The organism is Dyella sp. (genome assembly GCF_035486915.1).
Lineage (GTDB): Bacteria > Pseudomonadota > Gammaproteobacteria > Xanthomonadales > Rhodanobacteraceae > Dyella_B.
This window is the reverse complement of record NZ_DATHMR010000211.1, coordinates 1-19,998: the sequence shown is the minus strand read 5'-3', so window position 1 is coordinate 19,998 and position 19,998 is coordinate 1. Positions and strand designations below refer to the sequence as shown.

The 19,998-nt window shown below is 59.1% G+C and carries 13 protein-coding genes; 7 read left to right on the top strand and 6 right to left on the bottom strand.

The window, feature by feature from the left end; translation table 11 throughout:
• Positions 1 to 728 (top strand): DUF6396 domain-containing protein (locus tag VK725_RS17790; RefSeq protein WP_325319398.1); only part of this gene is annotated, 728 nt, incomplete at its 5' end.
• A gap of 97 nt (positions 729 to 825) precedes the next feature.
• Here VK725_RS17790 and VK725_RS17785 read toward each other — a convergent pair.
• Both VK725_RS17785 and VK725_RS17780 read right to left on the bottom strand, forming a co-directional pair.
• A complete protein-coding gene (locus VK725_RS17785) occupies positions 826 to 2,277 on the bottom strand; it encodes a hypothetical protein (RefSeq protein ID WP_325319397.1) in 1,452 nt (483 codons plus the stop codon).
• Positions 2,278 to 2,601: 324 nt separating this feature from the next.
• A complete protein-coding gene (locus tag VK725_RS17780) occupies positions 2,602 to 4,227 on the bottom strand; it encodes an alpha-glucosidase family protein (RefSeq protein ID WP_325319396.1) in 1,626 nt (541 codons plus the stop codon).
• 450 nt (positions 4,228 to 4,677) lie between these two features.
• Between VK725_RS17780 and VK725_RS17775 the strand changes: the two genes are divergently transcribed.
• The 6 genes from VK725_RS17775 (at position 4,678) to VK725_RS17750 (ending at position 17,434) form a co-directional block, all read left to right on the top strand.
• The gene (locus tag VK725_RS17775) at positions 4,678 to 7,575 is read left to right on the top strand and encodes a TonB-dependent receptor (protein WP_325319395.1); all 2,898 of its coding nucleotides are present in this window, start codon (positions 4,678 to 4,680) and stop codon (positions 7,573 to 7,575) included.
• Between the two features lie 165 nt (positions 7,576 to 7,740).
• A complete protein-coding gene (locus tag VK725_RS17770; protein ID WP_325319394.1) occupies positions 7,741 to 9,306 on the top strand; it encodes an alpha-amylase family glycosyl hydrolase in 1,566 nt (521 codons plus the stop codon).
• Positions 9,307 to 9,460: 154 nt separating this feature from the next.
• Positions 9,461 to 11,827, top strand: a complete 2,367-nt coding sequence (locus tag VK725_RS17765; protein ID WP_325319393.1) for a TIM-barrel domain-containing protein — start codon at positions 9,461 to 9,463, stop codon at positions 11,825 to 11,827.
• Positions 11,828 to 11,960: 133 nt separating this feature from the next.
• A complete protein-coding gene (locus VK725_RS17760; protein ID WP_325319392.1) occupies positions 11,961 to 13,517 on the top strand; it encodes a GH39 family glycosyl hydrolase in 1,557 nt (518 codons plus the stop codon).
• Between the two features lie 252 nt (positions 13,518 to 13,769).
• Entirely contained in the window at positions 13,770 to 15,950 is a 2,181-nt protein-coding gene (locus VK725_RS17755; RefSeq protein WP_325319391.1) for a Six-hairpin glycosidase-like protein, read from the top strand.
• Entirely contained in the window at positions 15,947 to 17,434 is a 1,488-nt protein-coding gene (locus VK725_RS17750) for an MFS transporter (protein ID WP_325319390.1), read from the top strand. Before VK725_RS17755 ends, VK725_RS17750 begins: the two co-directional genes overlap by 4 nt.
• On the opposite strand, the gene VK725_RS17745 is transcribed toward VK725_RS17750, so the two are convergent.
• The 4 genes from VK725_RS17745 to VK725_RS17730 all read right to left on the bottom strand — a co-directional run.
• Positions 17,425 to 18,705 (bottom strand): RNA polymerase sigma factor, encoded by a 1,281-nt coding sequence (locus tag VK725_RS17745; RefSeq protein ID WP_325319389.1) that lies wholly within the window; start codon positions 18,703 to 18,705, stop codon positions 17,425 to 17,427. The two genes, VK725_RS17750 and VK725_RS17745, sit on opposite strands and share 10 nt — an antisense overlap.
• Before the next feature lie 52 nt (positions 18,706 to 18,757).
• A complete protein-coding gene (locus tag VK725_RS17740) occupies positions 18,758 to 19,162 on the bottom strand; it encodes a YciI family protein (RefSeq protein ID WP_325319388.1) in 405 nt (134 codons plus the stop codon).
• A gap of 28 nt (positions 19,163 to 19,190) precedes the next feature.
• Positions 19,191 to 19,607, bottom strand: coding sequence for a VOC family protein (locus VK725_RS17735; RefSeq protein WP_325319387.1), 417 nt, complete (start codon positions 19,605 to 19,607; stop codon positions 19,191 to 19,193).
• A gap of 157 nt (positions 19,608 to 19,764) precedes the next feature.
• A partial coding sequence (locus VK725_RS17730; RefSeq protein WP_325319386.1) for a substrate-binding domain-containing protein occupies positions 19,765 to 19,998 on the bottom strand: 234 nt, incomplete at its 5' end.

Sequence of the window (19,998 nt, the reverse complement as noted above, 5' to 3'; positions counted from 1 at the left end):
GCCAAATGCGTCGATGCGCGATGGAGCAAGGATACGGTAAGGCAGCCAGTTCATTAGCGATGGATTTTCAAATTGAAAAACGCTATCCCGAAGCCGTACAAGCTTTTCAAAGGGGCATGCAGGCTGGAGACAGACAGTCTGCATCATTCCTGTCAAATGCATTTAAAGGGGCCTTGTCTCCGGATGACCTGGATTATCTCGCGCTGCCCAACGATCCCGAACGCGCACGACGTTATGAGTTGATCTTGGAATTCATACGTAACAACGAAAACCGTAATCCCAAAGTCCCCGACATCGACCAGATCGTGCCGCTCCCGCCTGCGAAACTGCCGCCGTGGGATGGCACCTTCCAATGGCAAAAAGAACAGGATGCCTCACCGCCGGCTCAACCTTCCGACGAGTTGATCCAACGGATGAGCAAGGCCAAAAACCTCGACCCCGCCACGGGTCTACCGATCCCACCGCCACCCAAAACCGCACTAGGCACCCGTGTCAAAACCGGCGAACGCTGCCCGGAAAGTGGCGACTACTGCGCGTGGTTAATGCCTCACTACCGCGTGGCGTATTTCCAGAGACCTTTTCGCAAAGGCGACACGATGCCGACGTATGCCAAGTACGTACCACGCAAGCTCGGTGTTCTCGGTGACATGCTCAACGATTGGTTCGGCATGCGCTACGAAGATGTTGCGGTGGAATGGGAACTCGTTCGCCGCACTGACAAGGCATAGCGATGCATCGCTGCACCTTTCCCGTCGTTGCGTTTAAACGTGTTGTCTGTTTACCGGCGAGATTGAGGGCGGCCTTGCGCCGCCCTCAAGGCTTGTATCACTTCTTGAACTCGTAGTAATCGACGCCGAGATCCTGGAAGCTGACCTCGTAGGTGTTGCCGGTGCGTGCAATGACGAACTGATCGTGTGGCGGGCAGTCGAGCTCGATGTGTTTGCCGTCGTGCAGGGCTTCGTATTGCAGGCGGGAGAGGTCGGTCGAGGCGGCGAGTGCATCGCGGAAACCGATCTTGCCAGCGGCGTCGCGCCATTCCGGTACTACGCGCAACGGAATGGCTTCAGCGGCGTCGCCACTGCCGTAGCCGACGGCGACGAGTTGTGCGTTCGACCACTCGACGCCTTGTTCCAGCGCTTGCTCGAAACCGGCGGCCAGCCAAGCCGGCAAGGCTGCGGTGTAGAGGTTGCCCAATTCCATCGCCCAGTCGGTGCCCAGTTTGACGCGAGTGGATAACAGCGTTTGGAATGCAGGGCTCTTGCGCACGATGCCGGCGAGCTTGGTGGTGAGCGGATGCGGTTCTTGCGCTGCATCGGCGTTGCTGCCACGGCGGATGAATTCGCCAAACAGATCCGGCTCGTTGCGGCATTCTTCGATCACACCTTCCGCCGGGACACCCGCCTGTTCGCACAACGTCTGGAATTCGGCATTCGGTTGCGGCGCATGCGCCAGTGCGCGCGCGTAGATAAAGGCCAGCGCCTGCAACGGCATCATGTGGTACGGGCGATGGAAGAACATGCCGTCCACCGATGCGAGGAAGTCGCTGCCGTAGACGCCGAGGCGTTCAAGCATCGCCTCGAAAGCCTGCCCCGTTTCGTCCAGGTAGGCGAAGGTGGAGTACTTGCCGCTGAAGATCGGGAAGTCGTGCAGACGCTTGCCGCGCTCGGCGTATTCCTGATCGAAATGGCGCGCGAACGGTTTGCGGAAATCCGGGCCGCGGTAGTCGGACGCGCTGCCAGAATGGGCTAGGTCCACTTCAAACAGCTTCGGATTGGCTTCGACCAGCATGGCGACGGCGCCGGCGCCTTGGGTTTGTTCGCCGGTGGAGCCGCGCTCGTATTCGGCGATATCGCTGCACACCACGATGGCCTGCTTGCCTTGGGCATCGAACGCGACGTACCGCAACGCGCTCTTCAATGCATAGACGCCGCCGAGGCAGGCGTGCTTGAACTCGGGTACTTCGAGCTGGCGCGAAAGGCGTGGCAGTCCCAGGCGTTCCAGCTCGCGGTCGACCATACCGCGCACGATCACGGCGCCGGCGGAGTTGTCCTTGCTGCTCTCAGTGCCGAGCGCCAGCTGGCCGATCTGGCGCGGGTCGATGTTGTAGTTGCGGATCAGGCGAAGCACCGCGGTGGCGGCCATCGTGTAGGCGTCTTCATACGGAGCCGGGCGACGGAAGCTGCGGCCGACCACGGCCTGCACCTTGTCCCACGAATTACCGGTCCATTCGCACCAGTCGCGCAGCGGCACGCGGGGCTGCGGGACATACAGGCTCATGCCACTTACACCAGGATTGCACCGTTGTGCTGCCGTCTCGTTCGCTGTCTTCAAAACCAGTGTTCCTCGGGTCAAATCGGGCTCATGCTGCCGCTATATTCAATTCCGTCCTAAGTCGCGCAGGGTCATTTCACCTGTGTCGCGACGGGGCGTGAGCGTACGTGGGGGAGCACAGTACATGGACAGGGCCAGCCCGTCGATTATGAACCAGATTGCGGCGCGATTCGCGCACCCGGCGCATGACTTACGACACAACGCCGGGAATGGTGGCTGCGGCGAGGGATTTTGGCCGGTTTAAACCGGCTAAATCCGTGAATATCTGTACTAGTTCGCAAGTCGGGCAAACAAAACGCTGTGCCCGGGCAGGTGCAAACGCTGGCCGTCGAGCGATCCCTGCAACAGGCCGTGGCTGTCCAGCACGTGCGCCTTGTCCAGGTGAGGCAGGTTGAGCGTGACGTCGGTCGGCTGCTTGCCCAGATTGAACACCGCCAGCACGTCTTCATCGCCGTGACTGCGCACGAACGCGAGCACCGGTTCGGGCGCATCGATGAAGCGAATGGCGCCCCAACGCAAGGCCGGTTGTTCGGCGCGCCACTTCATGAAACGCCGGAAACCCTGCAAGACCGAATCCGGATCGACTTCCTGCCGCGCAACGGCCAATGTTTTGTGCTTTCCATCGATCGGCAGCCACGGATCGGCCGGGCTGAAGCCCGCATGTGCGCTGTCGTCCCATGGCATCGGCGTGCGGCATCCATCGCGGCCCTTGAAGTTCGGCCAGAACGCAATGCCGTACGGGTCGCGTAGCGATTCGTAGGGAACATCGGCTTCTGTCAAACCAAGCTCTTCGCCTTGATACACACAGACCGAACCGCGCAGTGAACACACCATTGCCGTCAACAGATTGGCCAGGCGTGGCGATGCGTTGCCGTTGCCCCAGCGCGTGAGTACACGCTCCACATCGTGATTGGAGATCGCCCAGCACGGCCAGCCTTCACTGACCTGCGCTTCGAGTTGCTCCACCGTGCCGCGGATGTACTGCGCGCTGAAATCGCTGCTCAGCAATTCGAAGCTGTAACCCATATGCAAACGATGGCTACGCGTGTACTCGGCCATCGTTGCGAGCGAATCTTCCGAAGAAATTTCACCGAGTGTGACGGCCGTCGGATAACGGTCGAGCAACGTGCGTAATTCGCCCAGAAAATCGAGGTTTTCGGGCTGCGTGTTGTTGTAGAGGTGATACTGAAACGCATAAGGATTGTCCGCGCTGAAACCACGGCCGACGCGCTTCTCTTTCGGCTTGGGCGGATTGTCGCGCAGCTGCTTGTCGTGGAAACAGAAATTGATCGCGTCCAGGCGCAATCCGTCGACGCCTTTGTCCAGCCAGAAGCGCACGTTGTCCAGCACCGCAGCGCGCACATCCGGATGATGAAAGTTCAGATCCGGTTGCGAGGAAAGAAAGTTGTGCAGGTAATACTGGTTGCGGCGCGGTTCCCATTTCCATGCGGAGCCGCCAAAGATCGAGAGCCAGTTATTGGGCGCGCTGCCGTCGGGCTTTGCGTCGGCCCACACGTACCAATCGGCCTTGTCGCTGTTGCGGCTTTCGCGGCTCGCCTTGAACCAAGCATGTTGATCGGAGGTGTGGCTCAATACCTGATCGATCATCACTTTCAGGCCAAGACCGTGCGCTTTGGTAAGCAGCCGATCGAAATCGTCGAGCGTGCCGAACAACGGATCGACATCGCGATAGTCGGCAATGTCGTAACCGAAATCGGCCATCGGCGAGCGAAAAAATGGAGCAATCCAGATCGCGTCCACGCCCAGGCTCGCCACGTAATCCAGGCGCTGAATGATGCCCGGCAGATCACCCACCCCGTCACCGTTGGTGTCGAGGAAGCTTCGCGGGTAAATCTGGTAGATGACGGCGCCGCGCCACCAGGATGCATCGATCATCGAAAACCCCACTGTAGGCGGAGCCTCCGTGGCACCCGCGCGAACGGAGTGCAGCTTAGCCTTTGCCTTGCCGCGGATCGCAGGGGTTTGCATACGTATTCATTCGTGCTGCGAGTGCGTCATGGATGTGTGCGTACGCCATTGCACATGCATGTTCGGTGCAGCGTGTCGATTGAAGAAAAGACGAGAAAAGGCCTTTTTTGTGGTGTTTTTTAGCTCCCTCCCGAAAAAGTATGAACGGCATGTTGCGCTGCGATGTGTGCAGGATGACCCACGAAATGAATACGTATGCAGGGTGTGGTGTGCTTGGAAAAACGCGCCCTACCATCCGCTCACGCCTCCACCATGACCTTGGGGTGCGAGCGGTCGGGGCATTCACATGCAGCGTGAATGACGGTGGTTGGCGATCAAGAACGACGCAACGACAAAAATTTTGGGGGAGGGGAACACGTGATTCTCAAGCGCAATTTGCTGGTAGTGGCATTGGCGTCGGCAGGACTGTGCATGGCATTGGGTGCGCAGGCGGCCGACGATAATCCACAAACAACACAGCCTGGCACCAGCCAGCAAACGACCACGACCAGTACCGGTACGGGTAATGGCAGTTCGAATCAAACGACGAGCAACCCTAAGAGCCAGCAGGAGCTGGCCAAAAGCTTGTCTACCGTGACGGTTACCGGCTTCAGCAGCAGCGTCGAAAAGTCGATCGACTATCAGCGCTATGCCGACACGATTCAGAACGTTGTAACGGCCGCGGACATCGGCGGTCTGCCCGATCAATCGATTGCCGATGCACTCACACGCCTGCCCGGCGTTGCGGCCGAACGTATTGCGGGCCAGGACTCGCAGATCAACTGCCGCGGCCTCTCGGGCAACTTCATCGAGACAACGCTGGACGGACGCGAACAGCCATCTACCAGCGGCAGCAACTACATTCAGTTCGATCAGTACCCCTCGGAACTGATCAACATGGCGACGGTTTACAAGTCCTCGCAGGCATCGTTGATCGAAGGCGGCGTCGGTTGCTCGATTGCCATGCAGACGGCCAATCCGCTGGACAATAAGAAGGACGAGACACTCAACGTCGACGCGCGCGGAAGTTACAACGGACAGGCGCATGACATCGTCGGCGACGGCACCAACGGTTACCGCGTCAGTGTGGCCTATCAAGGTAAATTCCTCGACAACACGCTAGGTGTTGGCCTGGGTTTCGCTCAGCTGTATCAGCCGCATATCGCCGAACAGTTCGTGGGTGAAGCTTCTGATGGCAATCTGTACACCCTGGCAGACGGCCAGAAGGCCTATCTGCCCGAAGGTATTCAGCTGCAGCAGGACGGAGGTAGCGAGCGTCGTACAGGTTATCTATCGACCATTGTCTGGAAACCGACCGATCACCTTCAGGTGACCGGCGACATGTACTACTCGAAGTTCAACAACGATTACTACGGCTACGGCTTACGCTCGCAGAACTTCTACGGTAACAACGCGATCATCACCAATCCGATCATCGGCGCCGGCGGTGCGCTGCTTGGTGGTACCGCAAGCACCAACACGGCGCTTCCTGCGGGACAAGTTCAATTCTCCAACGAAACCACCGCGGACAACTACAGCACCAACACGGGCGTGTTTTCCGGTGGCCTGAATTTGAAGTGGAACAGCGGTCCGTGGCATGTCGAGTCGGATCTTTCGCTCTCTCACGCCGAGAGCGACGAAATCAACGTCGATACCACGGCTGATGCCTATACGGGGCTCGGCACGTCCAATCCTCAGTTGATGAATCAGTCCACGACGTTCGCGTTCAATGGCTTGAACATCGGCTCGGCATCGGTGAGCAACCCGGGGGTGTATACCAATCCTGCCGACATGGCGTTGTCGCGCTACGGCGTGTATCCGTACATCTATCACGATCGCTACAAGGCGTTCCGCACAGCGGTGCAATACGATCTGGAAGACAATCCGATCTTCAGCGACATCCAGGCCGGCATTTACATCAACAACCACACCTTCGAAGCCAACCGCACGGTGTGGGTCTACGGTTCGGAATGGAATTCGTACACGCCCACTCCCAATCCCGATCCGCCGCTACCGCTAAATAGCAGCGACACGAAGGTTGTCTGCTGGAAAGGCAAGTTCAGCGGCCTCCCGTGTTTTCTACAGCTGAACACTGCTGCGATCCTCGCTCAGTACGGTATTCATCCCAATCCGCAGCTTGACCTGGACAACAACAGCTGGTCGGGCATTCAGAGCGGTACGGTGAACGAGAAGGTCCGCGATGCGTTCGTCATGGCCGATATCGACACGACGTGGTTTGGCCACGAAGTGACGGGCAACATCGGTGTGCGCGGTACGCACACTTCGCAATACAGCTCGGGTATTCAAGAAGTCGAGCCAGGCCAGGGCGTGCCGATGACCGACGGCTTTGGCTATGTGGCGAACGATTTCATCCCGATCAATGTCGGCATGACCTATACCAAGTGGCTGCCTTCGTTGAATCTGATCTATCACTGGACCGACAGCGATCAGACACGATTCTCCGTGTCGAAAGTGCTGTCGCGTCCGCCGATCGATTCGATGTTGGCCGGCGCCGGCTCGTACATCACGAACGGCCAGTACAACGTGTGGGGCGGTACCAGTCCGCTGCTGCGTCCGCTGACAGCGATGCAGTATGACCTCGATTACGAGCACTACTTCGACGATTCGACAGGTCTGTTCACTGCCGGCGTGTTCGTCAAGCACATCGACACGTTTGTGCAGACCAACGTGACGTACAACAACTTCAACTTTGCGTCGGTGGGCATTCAGGTGCCGATCAATCCGGCGACGGGCGTGCCGTATCTCAACGGTTCGTACACCACCGCGTACAACGCGCCGGGCAGCATGGTGCGTGGTCTTGAGTTGTCGTTGCAGAAGACGCACTTCCTGCCGGGCATCTGGTCGGGCTTGGGCTTCGGTGCGAACTACGCGCTGACGCAGAGCCCGTTCGGCCAGACGTCCACGCTCGGCGGTCCGCCGCAGAGCCAGGGTCTGCCGGGACTGTCGCGTAACGTCGCCAGTGCCCAGGTGTTCTACGACAACGGCACGTTCTCGGCGAACATCACCGGTAACTATCGTTCGAAGTTCGTGTCGGACTCGCAGATTGCGGTCACCAACCAGATCGTGTATTTCGCGCCCGAAACGGTGTGGGACATGCAGTCGGCGTACAACCTCACGAAGAACGTCAGCCTGCTGTTCCAGATTCTCAACATCACTAACCAGCCGACGCGTACCTACTTTGGCAATCCGTCTGAAACAGGCACGATCCAGTATTTCGGACGTACGTTCTATGCTGGTTTCAACCTGAAAATTTAAACCATCGCCGGGCGCCTCCCTTAGCGCCCGGTCGACTCCCTCCCCGGTTTCGTCATCTTGCGGAACCGGGTTCTTTTCAGGCGAGGCCCGGTTCGCCATAGTCGTTGTCGATACGCTTGTGCAGCCGATGCCATGACAACGACACTCCATCCCCGGGAGACCTGCATGCCAAAGATTCACTCCGTCGCTCGCGCCCTCACCATGGCTATGGTGATGCTTGTGCTGGCGCTTCCTGCCGGTGCGAAACAGGACAATTCGGCAACACAGTCAGCGGCACAGTCATCCGACGTCTACTACGAAATTTTTGTCCGTGCCTTTTACGACACCAACGGCGATGGCGTCGGCGATATCAATGGTGTCACTGCCAAACTCGATTACATCAAGTCGCTGGGCGTGCGTGGCATCTGGTTGATGCCGATCAATCCGTCGCCCAGTTATCACGGTTACGACATTACCGATTACGAAGGCATCAATCCGCAATACGGCACGATGCAGGATTTCAAGCGGCTGCTGGATGAAGCGCACAAGCGGGGCATCAAGGTCGTGATGGATATGGTGATCAATCACACCAGCGATCAGCATCCGTGGTTCAAGGCAGCGCAGAATCCGAAAGATCCGCATCACAACTGGTACGTGTGGGCCACGCCACAGAGCGATTTGAGCGCGATCAGTGCAACTGGCGGTCCCGCATGGCATCGCGCGCCGAATGGGCAGTATTACGTGGGCGTTTTCACCAGTGCGATGCCCGATCTCAATTACGACAATCCCGCTGTGCGCAAGGAAATGATCAGCGTCGGTCGTTTCTGGTTGAAGCAGGGTGTGGACGGCTTCCGCCTCGATGCGGCTCAACACATCTATGACGACCTGCGCTCGGATATGGATAGTCCCGTCGCGTTGAAGAAAAACGTGACGTGGTGGAGTGAATATCTCCACGGCCTGCAAACCACGAATCCGAACGTATGGTTGGTTGGCGAAGTGGCGCGGCAGAATCCGGATGATCTGGTGCCCTACATGGGCCCCTTGAGCACGGTGTTCAATTTCCCGGTCGCCACGCAACTGCTCAACAGCGTGCGACAGGAGCGCAATCTTGGTATCGGTACGGGGTTGGAATACACCTACGCCGCCTATCGTGCGCACGCGCAGGGCCAATTCGACGACGCACCGTTTCTGACCAATCACGATCAGAATCGTGTGATGAGCGAACTGGAGGGCAACATGGCGCATATGCGTCTTGCCGCGGCATTGCTGCTGACACTGCCGGGTCACCCGTTTATCTACTACGGCGAAGAGCTGGGCATGCGGGGCACCAAGCCTGACGAAGACATTCGCGAACCGATGCGCTGGTATCGCAACAGCGGTCCCGGTGTGGCGAGCTGGAAAACATGGAGCATGGGCGACGGTCCGGACGTTTCCGTCGAAGCCGAAGAGGCCGATCCCAATTCGCTGCTCAACCTCTATCGCAGCCTGATCGGCTGGCGCGCGCAGATCAGCGCGCTGAGGGATGGCGTGCTGCACAACGTGCCTGTGGACGATCCCCATGTTCTTGCGTACACGTTGCAAGATGCGCAATCCCGCGTGCTGATCGTACATAACCTGTCGCGCGATACGCGGACGGTGCCGCTGAGCAGGGCGCTGCCGAACGCGACAATTCTTGTGCAAAGCAAAACGGGCGCCGTCGTGACCCAGGGGCAGCTGAGCCTGCCGCCCTATGGCAGTGCCATCCTGCACTGAAACGGACGATGCGTGAGCGGGTGTAACAATCCGCTCATCGATATGGACGGCCGTGCATTATCCCCTTATGCGATACATCTGGTTATAGTCGGGCGCTATCGCGCCCCGGCTCCGGCCGTGCTCGGGCGACCCTGTACTGAAGAAGGACGGTTGGATGACAACACTGCGTAACTTGGCCATGTGCGGCCTCTTGTTGACGGTCGCGTTACCTATCTTGGCGGTGCCGCCTGTGAAGTCAGCCGGTCCAAACTTTCAGCTCGAACACGCCGATGCGCATGGCATCGATCTGGTGCGTGGCAAAGATCGCATCAGCTTGCGTTTTCTCGCGCCGAACGTGCTGCAGATTCATGGCATGCCCGATCGCATCAGCACGCCGTCGGGGGTGGTCATGGATCCGCATGCATTCCACACCGATCTGGCGAACCTGCACGTCGTGACCACGACGGGCAGCGCCTCGGTGTCGACCGATCAACTGACTGTTACCTGGGACAAACACAAGGCCAGCCTGACCATTGCCAATGCGCAAGGGCATACACTGTTGCAGACGGACCCTGCCTCCCTGATGGATGGCCAGATCGATCTGCAACACGACGCCAGCGATCCGCTTTATGGCATCGGTGGCTACGATGCGTTTGAACCGGCGACGGGTGGATTGCTGCGCAAAGGCGTGCAGATTGTGAAAGCCGGCGAGCAGGGTTATCCGGGCGGACCTTTTGTTTGGAGTACCAGTGGCTATGGCGTACTGGTCGATACCGTGGGAGCCAAGTTCGATCTGGCCGCCGGGCACATGCAGATCACCGGCATCACTCGTATGGACGTCAGCTACGATGTAATCGCAGGCAAGCCGCCGCAATTGTTTGCCGTGCTCTCAGATTTAAGTGGTGCCGCGCCGTTATTCCCGAAATGGGCGATGGGCTTTACCAACAGCCAGTGGGGTATCGATCAGAAGGAACTGCAGGCCATCGTGCAGGGTTATCGCTCGCGTCATATTCCGATCGACAACTTCACCTTCGATTTCGACTGGAAAGCCTGGGGTGACGACAACTACGGCGAATTTCGCTGGAATGCGACGAAATTTCCGGACGGTCCAAGCGGCGCGCTGAAAGCCGAGATGGACAAGCTCGGCATGCACATGACCGGTATCATGAAGCCGCGCATCCACGTTGACACGGTGGAAGGACGCTACGCGCAGGAACACGACTACTGGTTCAAGAGCCGCCCGCAAAACACGGATTATTTTTCGCTCAAGCCTGTGCGCGAAGTGGATTTCAGTCAGGCCGCCGTGCGTGAGTGGTTCTTCAACACGCAACTAAAGCATGCGTTCGACACCGGCATTGTCGGCTGGTGGAACGACGAGGCGGACGACACCGACAGCGACACGCAGTTTCTCAACATGCAGCGTGCGCTTTACGACGGGCAGCGCGGGTACACGCCGATTCGCGTGTGGTCCATCAATCGCGATTTCTTTCTTGGCGCGCAACGCTATGCCTATGGCCTATGGTCGGGCGACATCGACACCGGCTTCGACGCCATGGCTGCGCAGCGCCAACGCATGCTCAGCGCGATCGACGTCGGCGAAATGAAATGGGGCATGGATGGCGGCGGTTTCAAAGGTCATCCGGATGACGAAAACTACGCGCGCTGGATCCAGTTCGCAGCTTTCGTGCCGATCTTCCGCGTGCATGGTACGTTCGGTGAAAAGCGTCAACCGTGGCTGTATGGCCCGATTGCCGAAAAGGCCGCGACCGACGCGATCCGCCTGCGTTATGCCTTGATTCCATACATCTACAGTTACGAGCGTGCCGCCGCCGATGGCGTTGGCCTCGTGCGTCCGCTCACGTTTGATTATCCCGATGACTCGCACGTTCGTGACGACGTCGATGCATGGATGTTCGGCGATGGCCTGCTTGTGTCGCCGATCGTTGGGAAAGGCCAAACGCAAAAGGATATCTATCTGCCGACGGGCACGTGGATCGATTACTTCAAGGGCACGGTATACCAAGGCGGTCAGACGATCCACTACGCGGTCGACAGCAAGACTTGGAGCGATATCCCACTCTTCATCCGCGAAGGCGCGATCATTCCCACCGGCCCGGTGATGGATTTCGTCGGCCAAGATCCTTTGACCGAGTTGTCGGTGGATGTCTTTCCGTCCGCATCGCTCACGCATTTCGATTACTACGATGACGACGGTAAGACTTACGCTTACGAACATGGCGCGTACTTTTCGCAACGGATGACCGCGCAACGCAAGAGCGGCGACGCCGTCTTTACGACCGAAGCGCCGCACGGCACTTACAAGCCCGCGTTGAAGTACTACCTCGTCAAGATTCATGGCCTCAACGCCGCTGCCGTCAACAGCGGAAGCGACACGCTTAAATCCTTGGGCAGCGCCGAGGCGCTGCAGGCGCAGAAGGGCGAGGGCTGGGCGACCGGCCATGACCGTTACGGACCGGTGACCCTGATCCAGCTCGCCGCCGGCCAGGAACGCCAGATAACCCTGCACGCGGCCGCCCACTAAGCGGCGCGACACCGTCAAAACGGGGCCCGATGGACGTGAGGGCCCTTCTGTAAGAGACTTTGCGATCAAGGAAGTAAACGTTTACATGCCGGGACACATCCATTCCGGTGGACTACCGCTTCAGGGAATCGCCATGTCAGACCCGTCTTCATTCCGCCGCCTTGCACTTAGTCTTTGCGCTACCGCCCTGTTGGTTGCAGGAGCCGCCCAGGCCGGCGCGCCTTCCAGCGACACCGTCCAGCTGCAGGTGGACGCCACCGCAGCCGGCACGCCGTTCCCGCACTTCTGGGAACAGATGTTCGGCTCGGGCCGCGCGTCGCTTGCCTTGCGCGACGACTACCGGAAGGATCTGGAAGCGGTGCATGACGCTACCGGTTTCGGCTACATCCGTTTCCACGGCATTTTCGATCACGATGTGGGCCTCGTGCAGCGCGATGCCGCCGGGCACATCAGCTACAACTTTTCATACGTCGATCAGATTTACGACGGCCTGCTTGAGCGTGGCGTAAAGCCTTTCGTCGAACTGAGCTTCATGCCGCCGGAAATCAGCTCCGATCCGTCGAAAGTGCACGACTTCTGGTATCACCCCAATGTGATGCCGCCGAAGGACTATGCGGAATGGGATGCCATGATTCGCGCATTCGCGCAGCATCTGATTGCGCGTTATGGCATCGATGAAGTGTCGACCTGGTATTTCGAAGTGTGGAACGAGCCGAACCTGCAGTTCTGGGGCGGTGTGCCGGAACAATCGACGTACTTCACGCTTTACGACCACACAGCGCGTGACTTGAAGGTCATCAATGAACGCTTGCGCGTGGGTGGTCCGAGTACCGCGCAGGCGGCATGGGTGCCGGTGTTCCTGAAACACGTACGCGACGCGAAAGTGCCTGTGGATTTCGTTAGCTCGCACGTTTACGGCGACGACACAGCGCAAAACGTCTTCAAGACCGATGAAAACATTCCACGTTCGGACATGGTGTGCCGCTCCGTCGACAAAGTGCACAACGAGATCGCCGCTTCGCCGTATCCGAAGCTGCCGCTGATCTTCAGCGAATACAACGCCTCTTACGCCAACCTGCCCAACGTTACCGACTCGATTTACATGGGGCCGTGGATGGCGAACACGATCCGCGAATGCGCGGGCAAGGTCGCGATCATGAGTTACTGGTCGTTCTCCGATGTGTTCGAAGAGCAGGGCGTCGTCCGTACGCCGTTCTACGGCGGCTTCGGTTTGATTGCGGAAGATCGCATTGAGAAACCGGCCTTCAACGCCTTCGCGATGCTGCATCATCTTGGCGACACACGCTTGCCGCTCACTTCCGATACGGCACTGGCAACGCGCCGCGCTGACGGAACCGTGGTGCTGGCGCTGTGGAATTACGCACCGCCTGTTGGCGATACGGCCGACTACACGACTGGCGAACCGAAAGGCGACACCAAACACTTCGATGTCGATGTATCGCATCTGAGCGCCAATGCAAACGCAACTCTGTGGCGTCTCGATGAAACGCACGGCAACGTCATCGCCGCATTCGATCGCATGGGACGCCCGGCGTTCCCCAGTCGCGAGCAGATCCAGCAGCTTCGCGCGGCCGGCAAGATGGCGCCATCGGAATCGGTGGCCCTGCATGATGGCCATCTCACGCTCGACATCCCCCCGCAGGGGCTGGTGGTCGTTGAGTTGCACTAAACGGCGCGTCGTCGTCGCGCTGGCCATCCGCGGCCAGCGCGCGACGTTCATCCGCGCATAGGCATGAATACGTATGCATAAGGCTGCCAGCGGTCATGGCGTTGCCTACCATGCACGGTCGTTCACGTGAAAACATCGCGTTGAATGCTGCGAGTGCAGCATGTGCGTGTCCTCGCATCGTGACATAACCGCTGTATGGAGAAGACCATCGATGGCCGGTAGCTCATCCATTCGTTTGCATCGGGAGATGGCATGCTAAGTGTCGTTATGATCGCGGCGCTTGCCGCCAGCGATGTGTGGCGCGATCAGATCAGCTGGCGCGGCCAGTCATCGCAGATGAGCGTGACGGCCGATCAGGGATTCACGCTGACGGGGCCTTTCGGCAAACGCAGCATTCCCGAGCAACTCATGCGTACAAGCACGGCCAGCCCAATGTTCGATGGCCTGTTCGCGATGGCGCAGGATGAACTCAAGCAGGATTCCGTTACAGCCATTCAGGACGGCGCGTTCGATAACGGTCATCCCATTCCATGCACATGCTTCGTTACCGGCGTGAAATGGCCGTACGTGTGGACGCGCGATCTGTCGTATTCGATCGATCTGGGTTTATGGCGATTCGATGCAGCGCGTGCACGCAACGGCTTGCGTTTCAAGCTGTCGGATGTGCGCGATCCGGCGCTGCCACCAGGCCTGTATGCGATGCAGGACACGGGCTCGGGCGGAAGCTGGCCGATCAGCACGGATCGCGCTGTCTGGTTTCTCGGCGCAGAGCATTTGCTCGATGACAAAGCATTTGCCGACGACGTGTACCGCGCCTTGAACGACACGCTGGCACAGGATCGCCAGTACGCCTTCGACAGCGATTTCGGTTTGTATCGCGGCGAGACATCGTTCCTGGATTGGCGCGAACAGACCTATCCCGCCTGGACAGCTGACAACGTCGTTTTCATCGCACAGTCCTACGCGCTATCGACGAACGTCCTGCACTATCAGGCGCTGCAGCTCGCAACACATCTGGCCGATGCGCAAGGTAATGCGGCCAAGGCAAAGCAGTATTCGGAACAGGCTGCCGCGCTCAAGAAGGCGATCAATGCACGCTTCTGGCGTGATGATCGACGCATGTACATGAGTTACATCGGTGGTGATGGAACGCCTTACGACACCTACGATCTGCTTGGCACCGCATTGGCCGTTACCAGCGGTGTCGCCGAGGGAGATCGCGCGCGCGAAGCGCTCGAAAATTATCCGACGTGGCCGGCGGGCAGCCCAGTGATCTGGCCTGAGCGCACCGATCAGCCGATTTACCACAATCGTGCGATCTGGCCGTTCGTGAGCGCTTACGCGTTACGTGCCGCGCGCTTGGTGAGCGATCCGGATCGCATCGAGCACGAATTGCGCTCGATCATGCGCGGTGCCGCGATATCGGGCTCGAACATGGAAAACTACGAGCTGATGACGCAATCGACGCATGTCGATGAAGGCAAGCTCAGCGGCCCCGTGGTCGATTCGCCACGGCAGCTTTGGTCGGTTGCTGCGTATCTGGATATGGTCAGCGAGGGTGTTTTTGGTCTGACGGAAAGCGGTCGCGTCGAACCCAAGCTGCCGACCACGCTGGTGCCTATGCTGTTCGGTCGTCACGATCGCATCAGTTTGCAGATGCCCGATCGCATCGTCACGCTTGTTCGTCCCGCCACCCTGCACGGCAATTTGCTCGTGGCCGGCAGCACCCGCGAGCACGGTTCAGAAACCATCGTGACCCTGAAAGCGATCGATGTTCCATCAGCGCCGCTGCACACGGATGCAACGCTCTATGCGCCGGCATCGCCTGACGCGCCGGAGATCACCGAGGAAGGCAAAAGCTGGCGTGTGAAAGCAGATGGCAAGTTCGTGCTGTATGCCGACGGGCAGCGTATCGGCGAAGTCGACGGAAGCACCTACGTAGCCCAAGTCGGTGCGCCACCATGCTTCAGTACGACGCGCGTGGACGAACACGGGGTTGAATCACTGCATAGCCCGACCGTGTGCGCAGAAGATCCCACTCACGTTTCCGACCGCTGGCCACGGCACTGGACCGCACCGGCAACCGGTAGCTATCGCGTGGCGCTTCGCTACGAGAACAACCACGGGCCGATCAGCACCGGTGTCACGGCGGCTGTGAAGATACTGGTGGTGAGTTGCGATGGCAGCGCGGTGCAGCGTGTGCCCATCGTGATGCCGCATAGCGTCGGCGAGCAGACATCCACGTATGCGATTGTCACGGCAAAGGCGAATGCATCGTGCCGTTTCGATCTGGATCAGGGCTTCAACATGAGCGACCTTAGCCATTTCGCGCATTACACCGGTGGCAAGGGCGGTGTCGATGGTGCATTGAATGACGCGCGCATGGGCGACTTGCTGATCTCGCCTGCGTCGGCTGCGGCAGGTACACCATGAATCGCAAACCGAACCTGTCGTTCTGGCAGATATGGAATATGTGCTTTGGCTTTCTGGGTATCCAGTTTGCCTTTGCGCTGCAAAACGCCAATGTCAGCCGCATCTTCCAGACACTGGGTGCGGGTGTGACGGATATTCCGGCGCTTTGGATCGCAGCGCCGCTCACGGGTCTCATCGTGCAGCCGCTGATCGGCTATGCATCGGATCGTACGTGGGGAGCGTTGGGACGTCGTCGCCCTTACTTTCTTGCCGGGGCCGTGCTCACGACGGCGGCGCTGCTGTGGATGCCCAATTCGGGCGTGCTGTGGATCGCTGCAACGTTGTTGTGGGTGATGGATGCGTCGATCAACGTGTCGATGGAACCCTTCCGCGCCTTCGTCGGCGACCAGTTGCCGACGAACCAGCGGCCCTTGGGTTACGCGATGCAGAGTTTCTTTATCGGCATGGGCGCGGTGGTCGCATCGTTGCTTCCCTATCTTCTGGCGCATCTTGGTGTGAGTAATGTTGCCGGACCCGGTGGCATTCCCGAGACCGTGCGCGATGCGTTTTATATCGGTGGCGTGGTGTTGCTCGGTTCGGTGCTCTGGACTGTGCTTTCCACGCGCGAATATCCGCCCGATCAGTTGCACACATTTGCCGATGCGGTGACGTATACGGAGACAGCCATCGATCGTAGCCGCGCGATGGGCCGGGGCATGGTTTGGCTGGCCTTGGGCTTGGTTGGCGCGTGGCTTGTATATGCCTATGGTCTGGAGAAAGAGCTCTACCTGTTGGCGGGTGGCCTGACGGTTTATGGGCTGTCCCAGTTGTGGTTGAGCATGGGTGCGCGACGAGGCGTGATCACGCAGGTAATGACCGACCTGCACACCATGCCGTCCGCCATGCGAAGGCTTGCATGGGTGCAGTTCTTCTCATGGTTTGCGCTGTTCGCGATGTGGATCTACACCACCGCAGGTGTCGCGCAGATGCATTTCGGCAGCACCGATCCGCAATCGGCGGCTTACAACAACGGCGCAAACTGGGTCGGCGTGCTGTTCGCTGCGTATAACGGTTTCGCCGCGCTCGCCGCGTTGGTGATCCCGCTGATGGTTCGACGCGTAGGTCTGCGCGTGAGCCATCTGATCAATCTGTGGTTGGGTGGCTTGGGTCTGTCTGCCTTTTTGCTGATTCGCGATCCCAACTGGCTGTTGCTGCCGATGGTGGGCGTTGGCTTTGCGTGGGCATCGATTCTTTCGCTGCCGTATGCATTGCTGTCAGACAATTTGCCGGCCGAGAAGATGGGCGTCTACATGGGCATCTTCAATTTCTTCATCGTGATTCCGCAACTGCTCGCGGCCAGCGTATTGGGTTTGTTGCTGCGGGTGTTTTTCCACGCGCAACCCATTTATGCACTGATGATGGGTGGGGCGAGCTTGGTGATTGCGGGATTGTGCGTGTTGCGCGTTGAGGAGCCCAACGTCGCGGCGGAAGTCGCTCAAGCTTGAGTACGTGCGGCCTGCGCGCTTGCGGCCGCGCGTCGTTCAAGCATCTGGCGTTCGCGCGTGTTGCGCGCCATCGACGCGGCGCGCTCGAATTCGTTGCGTGCTTCATCGTGACGTTGCAGGCGACTGAGCAGATCGCCACGAACGCTCGGTAGCAAGTGATATTGGCGAAGCTGCGGTTCGTCGGCTAGTGCATCGATGATTGCCAATCCCGCCGTGGGTCCGAACGCCATCGCCACGGCAACAGCGCGATTGAGCTCGACGATGGGTGAAGGCATCACGGTCGCCAGCACCGCGTACAGCGACGCGATACGCGCCCAGTCTGTTTCTTCAGCGGTACGTGCGCGCGCGTGACAGGCGGCAATCGCTGCCTGCAAAGCATAGGGGCCACTTGTCCCGCGAAGCTTTCCGATGCGATCCAGTGCAGCAAGCCCGCGCCGAATCAGCAGCGGATCCCAGCGGCTGCGATCCTGATCGGGCAACAGAATGGGGTCGCCCGATGACGTTGTGCGTGCATTGAGGCGCGATGCCTGGATTTCCATCAGCGCCAGCAAGCCGAGTACTTCGGGTTCCTCCGGCGCGAGGGCCGCAAGCACGCGTCCAAGACGCATCGCTTCGTTGCAAAGTTCGGGGCGTATCCAGTCATCGCCCGACGTGGCGGCATAGCCCTCGTTGAAAATCAGATAAAGCACTTCCAGCACCGATGCTAGCCGCTCGTCGCGCTCTTCGCCGCGAGGCACTTCAAACGCAATCTTTTTATCCGTCAGCATGCGCTTGGCGCGCACGATGCGTTGCGCGATGGTCGGTTCGGGAACCAGAAAAGCGCGCGCGATTTCATCGGTGGTCAAACCGCCCAGCAGGCGCAGCGTCAACGCAGCGCGTGCTTCGGCGGAAAGCACGGGATGGCAGGCGGTGAAGATCAACCGCAGCAGGTCGTCGCCAATATCTTCATCGAGCATGGCTTCCAGCTCCAGCCGCTCGTCGGTGGGCTCGAACTCAGGTTCATGGATAAGGCTTTCATGCTTGCGTTCGATCAGTTTGCGCCGGCGCAGCTGGTCGATGGCGCGATGCTTTGCGGTCGTCATCAACCATGCGCCAGGGTTGTCCGGTACGCCGCTTTGCGGCCAGCGCTCGAGTGCTGCCACCAGCGCATCCTGCGCCAGTTCCTCCGCCAGGCCTACGTCGCGCACCATGCGTGCGAGCCCCGCGATAAGCCGTGCCGATTCGATGCGCCATACCGCGTCGATCGTGCGATGGATGTCGGTGGCCGTCATGGCCATCGATCACAGCACTTGCCTGGATGTGGTGCAAGTACGTGGCCACTCATCACTGCGCTGTCGCATGCATGTCGTCGACGGCTTTTTTTACTTCCGGCGGAAAATCGTTCAGTTCGAAAACCTGGCGAATTTCGATGGTGTCACCGGGAGGCAGCGGGCAACGCGATGCCCACGCGATGGCTTCATCGCGCGAGCTCACATCGATGATCCAATAGCCGCCGATCGCTTCCTTTGCTTCGGCAAATGGCCCGTCGGTCACCTTCACTTTGCCCTCTACCTTGGTGACGCGCGCGCCCGTCGAACCAGGATGCAACCCATCGAGCGCGAGCAACACGCCCGCTTCGCACAGGGATTTGTTGTAGCTCATCATTGTCTCGATCGATTTCAGGTCGGGACGATGGTCGGGCGCCGCGCTGGCATACCCGGCAGGAAGTATAAGCATCATGAAACGCATGACCGGTTCTCCTGTAAATGAGGTTGGATCATTGCTGACCGGGAACGATGATCATCCAGCTCATGCCGAAGCGGTCGACCGCCATGCCAAAGCACGGTGAGAAGAAGGTTTTGCTGAGCGGCGCGTGCACTTTGCCGCCATCGGACAGTGCAGCGAATACGCGTTCGGCTTCCTTTTCGTCCTTCACGGAGATGGAAAGCGAAAAGCCCTGAAACTGCACGTGGGGATTCACGCAATCGTCGGAAACCATGATCACGGAGTCGCCGATGGTCAGATTGCCGTACATGATTTTTTCGCCGTCATAATTCGCACCCGGACTGCCCGCATCGGGCGGCATATCCTTGTAGCGCATCAGCATATTGACCTTGGCTCCCAGGTGCTTCTGGTAGTACCCAACGGCTTCCTCGCAGTGGCCGCGGAAGAACAGATACGGCTGGATATACATCGTGATTGCTCCGTGATGTGGGTCTGATGTGAATAGACTAGTCCCGGATTCGGATTGCTCGGGTCTCTGGATAACAGACGAATCAGGATGACCGGAATCGACACGGTACGTCCGCCGGTCTTCACCAGCATGACATGAGGGGCTGCCGGGCAGCTTTTTAGCGCGGGGAAAACTGGCTGGAGCGCCGCACGACCAGCTTTACGGGCAGCACAAGCGTTTCCACCGGCTCACGGCGAATCAGGCGGATAAGGTTATCCACCAGCGTCTCGCCGGCAAGCTTGGTGTCCTGCAGCACGGTGGTCAACGGCGGATTGAGAAAGCGCGCCATCGGAATATCGTCGAAACCGGCTACGGCAACCTGGTCGGGTACCTTGATGCCGCGATTGGTGAG